This is a genomic window from Psychrobacter sp. UBA3068, from assembly GCF_002366815.1.
Taxonomy (GTDB): domain Bacteria; phylum Pseudomonadota; class Gammaproteobacteria; order Pseudomonadales; family Moraxellaceae; genus Psychrobacter; species Psychrobacter namhaensis.
The window spans coordinates 23,200-30,209 of record NZ_DFBY01000001.1; the positions used below are offsets into that span (position 1 = coordinate 23,200).

5 protein-coding genes are annotated in these 7,010 nt (G+C 46.6%); 4 read left to right on the forward strand and 1 reads right to left on the reverse strand.

The features are described 5' to 3' along the window. Nucleotides 1–88: 88 nt before the first annotated feature. The 4 genes from prmA (at nt 89) to purH (ending at nt 4,726) form a co-directional block, all read left to right on the forward strand. Entirely contained in the window at nt 89–1,015 is a 927-nt protein-coding gene (gene prmA / locus B2P60_RS00090) for a 50S ribosomal protein L11 methyltransferase (protein WP_286738790.1), read from the forward strand. 181 nt (nt 1,016–1,196) lie between these two features. Beyond that, nucleotides 1,197–2,447, forward strand: a complete 1,251-nt coding sequence (locus B2P60_RS00095) for a DUF3426 domain-containing protein (RefSeq protein ID WP_286738792.1) — start codon at nt 1,197–1,199, stop codon at nt 2,445–2,447. Nucleotides 2,448–2,630: 183 nt separating this feature from the next. After that, a complete protein-coding gene (fis, locus tag B2P60_RS00100) occupies nt 2,631–2,993 on the forward strand; it encodes a DNA-binding transcriptional regulator Fis (RefSeq protein ID WP_193005705.1) in 363 nt (120 codons plus the stop codon). A gap of 152 nt (nt 2,994–3,145) precedes the next feature. Next, the gene (gene purH / locus B2P60_RS00105; protein ID WP_193005704.1) at nt 3,146–4,726 is read left to right on the forward strand and encodes a bifunctional phosphoribosylaminoimidazolecarboxamide formyltransferase/IMP cyclohydrolase; all 1,581 of its coding nucleotides are present in this window, start codon (nt 3,146–3,148) and stop codon (nt 4,724–4,726) included. A 152-nt stretch (nt 4,727–4,878) separates the two neighbouring features. Here purH and B2P60_RS00110 read toward each other — a convergent pair whose 3' ends face one another. Then, a complete protein-coding gene (locus B2P60_RS00110; protein ID WP_286738794.1) occupies nt 4,879–6,753 on the reverse strand; it encodes a SurA N-terminal domain-containing protein in 1,875 nt (624 codons plus the stop codon). Nucleotides 6,754–7,010 lie beyond the last annotated feature (257 nt).

Below are 7,010 nucleotides of genomic sequence, written 5' to 3' on the forward strand. Positions count from 1 at the left end.
AAAAGTGACCTCGTTAACTTTTGCACCCTACGCATTCATAATTTCTCCAACTCACCTATTCATTTTATTTTAGCTTAAGGTTATCGTTATGGCATGGCAACAACTGCACTTACAATGTGAAAAAGCAAACGTCGATTTGGCGGAGGCGCTGCTACTGGAAGCAGGCGCTTTATCAATCGCTTTAGACGACGCAGGCGACCAGCCTTTGTTCGAGCCGCTACCTGGCGAATCGCCTTTATGGGATGAGGTTATCCTAACAGGCCTGTTTGATGCAACGACCGATGCTGGTAGCCGTCAGGCTGTTGAACAGTTAAGTCACGAAATCGCCGCACAAGTACACGCTACACGTATTTGGCTGAGTGCCGTTGATGACAAAGACTGGGAGCGTGAGTGGATGAGTAACTATCACCCTATCGAATGCGCTAATGACTTATGGATCGTACCCAATTGGCTCACACCGCCAAATCCTGATGCGACCAACATCATTATGGACCCAGGACTGGCCTTTGGTACTGGCTATCACGCCACCACTCGCTTGTGTCTTGACTGGCTCACAGAGCAGGATTTAACAGATAAAGTAGTCATTGACTATGGCTGTGGCTCAGGTATATTGGGCATCGCAGCGTTGTTGTTAGGGGCACGCCAAGTGTATGCGGTCGACATCGATCCACAAGCCGTACTCGCCACCAATCAAAATGCTGAGCGCAACCACGTCAATGGGCGCCTCCAAGCGTTTTTACCAGAAGAGTTTAGCGACTACTGTGCACAAAATGAGGTTTTACCTGTCGATGTGCTCGTGGCAAACATTTTGGCAAAACCGCTTATCAGCTTGGCCCCTTACTTTGCCACTTTAGTGAAGACTGATAGCCGTATCGTATTGGCGGGTTTGATTGAGTCACAAACTGAAGCGGTCGCTGCTGCTTATCAGCCTTATTTTGCGCTTGATCCAAAGCATGCCTTTACCGCACAAGAAGACCAACATTGGCAGCGTTTGTCCGGTACATTTACAGGCTAGCAACAATTAATTACATCTGCTACGATAGAGGGCAGTCAAATGTTATGTGTTTGGCGCCACTCTGTCCTTGCCTGTAATGGTTGCATTTATAGAGAGTTTAGATGACAGTCTTAGCCTTATAGGCAGCTGTTAGTGAGTGGCTAAGCGGTATTGATAACCATACTTTTTTGGACTCGACCCTATGACCACGCCCATAAAAACTCAATGCCCGCACTGTCACGCTTGCTTTAAAGTAAAACAAACTCAGTTAAATAAAGTAAATACTACCGTCAGCTGTGATCACTGCCAACAAAGTTTTTTGGTGAATAAACATCTGATTGTCACCACTGATACTCCTAACACCTCCACTACTCAAACCGATATAACCACGACCTTCACACCAGATACTGGCGTAGCACAGCCATCTAACACTCATCATAAAGTCCAGAAGCGCTCAAGCAATGCTAAGTCTTTACTGAGTAAGCCCGCTACAAAAAAGTGTTCATCTGACAAGTTGATTCACGATGACTTAATCCATGATGATATGGACATCGATGAGCCAGCAGACCCCATTTTAGAGTATGACTCACTAGACAGTATGGAAGCTTGGTTGACTCAAGCCAGTAATGCCTCTAGAGCCGCTAGTATGCCATCAGCTACTCCCTCTAAAAACAGTATTAAAAACAGCCGCTCATCCGTTAAGCCAACACCCTCTGCTCCTCTAACCGAGCCGTCATCATCCGCACAGGTTGCCCTGAGTTCAGCTGCGGCTAATGACATTCACGCAAGTGTCAATGAGACTGCGGACAACGCTTGGCTCGAAGCGCTTCTTAAAGAGCAAGATAAAAGCGCAGAGACGCCGCAAGACGATACAGATTTATCACAACTGTTGCTCGATATGGGTGTGTCGCTTACAGACGAAGATGGCAGTGCGGATGCGCGTGCCAGACAAGCTCAAGCTAGCACTGCACCACCGTCAGAGAACTATTCGGTAGCATCAGTACTGTGGTCGCTTGGCTGCTTGGTATTAGCCTTATTACTGTTTGCCCAATACGTCATTTTTAACCTAGAGACACTGGTTAAAGACCCCGTTTATGCCCAGCGCCTCCATGCACTCTGTTCGATTGCGGCTTGTAGTTTGCCAAATGCCGATTTGGGTGCATTAACCGTGACTGACCTCAATCACCAGCCTAGTCAAATCAAGGTAACAGGTGCATTCAGCGATGTGAGTGCCACTCTACACAACCAAAGCACAAAAGCGCAGCTCTACCCCAATATAAAAGTCAGCGTTTATGGTACCAATAATCTGATCGGGGAATTCATCGCAGCACCAAACGACTACCTATTAAGCAAACAAAACCAATTAGCTGCTGACAGTGGCCGACAGTTACTCTTTACGATCCCTGTGGCCAATACAAACATTCGCGAAGTGACGGCAACTCCTCTGTATTGAACCACACTTTATAAATAAAATAGGTTTCTACAATAGGTTTCTGTAAATAGTATTGAGCATGATTTGATGAGCAGCGTTGCGGCTCAGATAGCGACCAATCTGTCAGCGCTAGACAATATTTATTTGATATAATACCCTAACCTCTTATGGTTTGCTTTTCTCTACTCTCAAGGACATTATCTTATGGCACCTCATGCACAGCATAACGCCCAACGTTTTGCCAAAAGCTCTGAGCATCCTGCCGACTATAATAAAGACAACTACCCTCATTTTACTCACGACCTTAGCGCTTCTTTAAACAGCCACGCAACCAATATGCAAGAACCTTTACGCGTCCATGTTGAGCGCGTGGTACGACAGTATTTTGCGATGCTAGGCGATGAGACACCCACCGACTTGTATGAGCTTATTTTAAAGCAAATCGAAGAACCGCTGTTATCCGTTGTCCTTGAACAAACGCGGGGGAATCAAACCAAGTGCGCGCAAATCCTAGGTTTAAATCGCGGTACTTTACGCAAAAAACTCAAAACCTATGACTTGATGTAGCGCCAGCTATATGATCTCATTTACTGTCCCTGACAACAATTCTCCATGGCAACTGAACGTTTATGACTGTATCCATCGTGATACGGTTAGCAATAGTTGTCGTTATCTCCTTGCCAGACGTTTACGTCAGGCTTTTTTTATGGAATTTTTTTATGAGTAAAACCCCACTTGCCCTATTATCGGTCTCCGATAAATCCAATATCGTTGAGTTTGCGCAAGGCCTTATTAAAGCAGGTTTTGGCTTACTGTCTACTGGCGGTACTTATCGGTTACTCACAGAAAACAACGTCGCCGTGACTGAAGTGTCTGATTACACGGGCTTTCCTGAAATGATGGATGGTCGGGTAAAGACGCTACATCCTAAAATTCATGGCGGTATCTTGGGCCGCCGTGGTACAGATGATGCCGTGATGAGTGACCACGCGATTGAGCGCATCGATTTGGTTGTCGTCAACTTATATCCTTTTGCTGAAACCATCGCTCGGGCTGATGTAACCATGAACGATGCCATCGAAAACATCGATATCGGTGGCCCAACCATGGTGCGTTCGGCGGCGAAAAATCACGCTCACGTGGGTATCGTGACCGATCCAGCAGATTATGAGCGCATCCTTGCCGCTTTAGGTGATGGCACGGAATTGACCACGGCCCTACGCTACGACTTAGCAGTCAAAGCTTTTGAACACACCGCACAATATGACGGTATGATTGCCAATTTCCTCGGCAGCCGTGTCAATGAAACGCAAACGCCTGAGAAATTTTCACGTACGTTTAATGTGCAGCTTGAGAAAGCACAAGACCTACGCTACGGTGAAAACCCCCATCAAAGCGCTGCTTTTTATACCGAAAACCAACCGCTAAAAAGCCAGCAAGCATCTATCGCGACTGCTAAGCAATTGCAAGGAAAAGCACTGTCTTATAACAATATCGCTGATACCGACGCCGCGCTTGAATGCGTTAAAGCCTTTAACACCCCTGCTTGCGTCATCGTTAAGCACGCCAACCCGTGCGGTGTCGCTGCTGATAACGACCAAGTAACGGCTTATCGCACCGCTTTTAGTACTGACCCTGAGTCTTCTTTTGGTGGTATCATTGCATTTAACCGTCCATTAACGGTTGCTACGGCGAAAGCCATTATCGACAATCAATTCGTAGAAGTCATTATTGCCCCTAGTATTGAAGACGGTGTGCTCGAGGCGACTGCTGCAAAGAAAAACGTGCGTTTATTGGTATGTGGTGAGCTACCAGCGCCCGATCAACGCGACTCACAACTTGACTACAAGCGCGTCAACGGCGGCCTGTTAGTACAAGAACAAGATCTTGGCTTAATCACGGCCAATGACCTAAAAATCGTCACTGACGTACAGCCAACTGAAGCACAGATTGCCGATCTACTGTTCAGCTGGAACGTAGCAAAATACGTCAAATCTAACGCTATTGTTTATGCAAAAGGTCAGCGCACCATCGGTGTGGGCGCAGGACAAATGAGCCGTGTCAACTCAGCCCGTATTGCTGCTATTAAAGCGGAGCATGCTGGATTGGCCACTGAAGGCGCTGTGATGGCCTCTGATGCCTTCTTCCCGTTCCGTGATGGTATTGATAACGCTGCTGAAGTGGGCATTTCTGCTATTATTCAGCCAGGTGGCTCTATGCGTGATGATGAAACCATTGCTGCGGCAAACGAGCACGGTATCGCGATGGTGTTTACGGGCATGCGCCATTTCCGCCATTAGTCCATCGTGATTATTACATTGCAGTAGAAAAAGCCAAGATGCTGTTGACATATACAAGCAGCATTGACCAATAAAAAAAGCCACTGTAACTTACAGTGGCTTTTTTATGCGCTTCTCTTATAGCCATTTAGCATTAACGACCATGCAAATGCTTAACGCCCTTGTGCGTTTGCCATGTTGGATTCATTAATCTCAACTTTATACAGCAAACGCAGATAATCTAGATAGTCTTGTAGCTGATCTTGACCTAAATTATCACGAATGATTGCAGCGGTTTGCGCTCTTTGCACATCAGACAACGGTGACTGCTGCTGCGTTTTGATACGATCGCCGACCAACAAGGTCGCTCCCGCCTCAGTCTCACTAGCGATTGCCACGACACCATTATTAGCCGCTTGCTGACTAAAGGCCAAGCCGCGCTCTTTTTCTGTCAATAGGGTGGTTTGACGATTGACCTCACCTAAAGATCGAAGGTCGACGGGCTGCTTAGCAATATCCGCAGGTGTTTTAATACCAGCGGCCAACGCTTTAGCCTCTTTTAGCGCCAATGCCGTGGCTTTTTGCTGACGTAGTGTCTGAGTAATTCTTGGCGTCGCGGCGGCTAAAGTCAGCGTTTTAGTCGGACGATAGTTACTTGGCTGCACCCATACTGTACCATTACCAACTTCGATGCCGGCTGTCACTGCCTGATCCTGAATAGTAAACTCATCAAAGGCCTGTTTGATCACGGCTGGTTGTGACAGTACTGATTGATTGTTTTCTTTACGGTAGTCTTTGAGACGCTTTAGCGTTACATTCTCTTGCTGAGCAATGTCTTCGATACTAAAACCATCCGCTGCCAAGTCGTTAATCGCTGTCACTTTATCTGCATAGACTTCCTGACGCTTATACTCTTTTGCTTTAGCGGTTAGCTCGTCACGCATACTTTCTAGCGTGGGTATTTTGCGCCCATTGTCTTCGGTGACAGTAAATATCTGATAGCCAAAGTTGGTTTTAATCGGCGCGGTCACATCGCCAACACTCAATCCTGCTAACGCTTTTTCAACCGCTGTAGCATCATTACCAAATACGCTTGGGTTAAATCGGCCGATATCACCCCCTGCCTCTCCTGACGGATCATCAGATTCTGCTTTTGCCAATGCAGCAAAAGACTCCCCTTTATCTAGACGAGTTTTGATTTTGTCGGCTCTTGCCTTGGCATCATCACCAGTCAATAGGATTTGGCTGATTTTGCGCTCATCGGTGACTGCTAAGCCTTGCTTGTAAGCTTCGTACTGCTGCTGCACCTCTTCTGCAGTAACATCCTCCACCTGAATGGTTTGAGGACTGAGTTGCAAATAAGCCAAATCTACCATAGCGGCGCTTTTTAGGGTGTCTTTATTGGCATCATAGTAGGCTTGTATATCGTTTTTGCTCAGCTTAACCTGATCGACATAATCTTGCCACTTAAACCGATGTAGCCAGATATTACGGGATTCAAGCTGGAGATCAATCAGCTGGCTGACCGCTTGCATTGGATAAACAGCGGTACCCACGATACTCGCATTGAGCTGATCGAGACTCAGCTGATTACGGAACTCTGCAAATAACTGATCTTTAGTCATACCGCGCTGGCGCAAAAAATTTGAAAATTGCTCGTTAGAGAAATTCCCCTCGGCATCCTTAAAGATTTCTTCTTGACGCAATAAACGATTGATGGTGTCATCAGAGACGGTCATGCCAAGCTTACCCGCTTGCTGCTCTAACAACGTACGATCGATAAGCCCCTTTAGTACCTGCTCGTGCAGCACATCTTCATTCAATAGGCTGGCATCATCAACTTGCTCTAGAATTTCAGAGCGACGGCTATTGACGGCAGTCTGATACTCGGACAACCCTACGCTTGCTTCACCCACCTGAGCGATTTGGTTGGGATCGACCCCGCCGCCAAAATAGCTTTCGACACCCAGTAGAGCGAGCGGCGATAGGCATAAAATCAATAAAATGCGACCTGGCCAGCTTTTTAAGAAATCGCGCAATTTATCCATAGTTATCTCTGCTTTATTAACCTATATTGATGAAAAACCATTGTAATACTATTATTAATATCAATGCTATCTAAGCCCGCAATGGTAAGAGTAAGAACGTGTACATTTATTGACATACTCCCACCACTTTCGCCAAGCTCAAGTTGGGGATTCTAAAAGCGATAGCCTTCAGGCGACCTTCTTACGAGGGTCACTTGTTTTCTGTTTCAACGGGCGACCTTTACTGCATCCTCCCTCCGCAGACAAAACGGCATGTC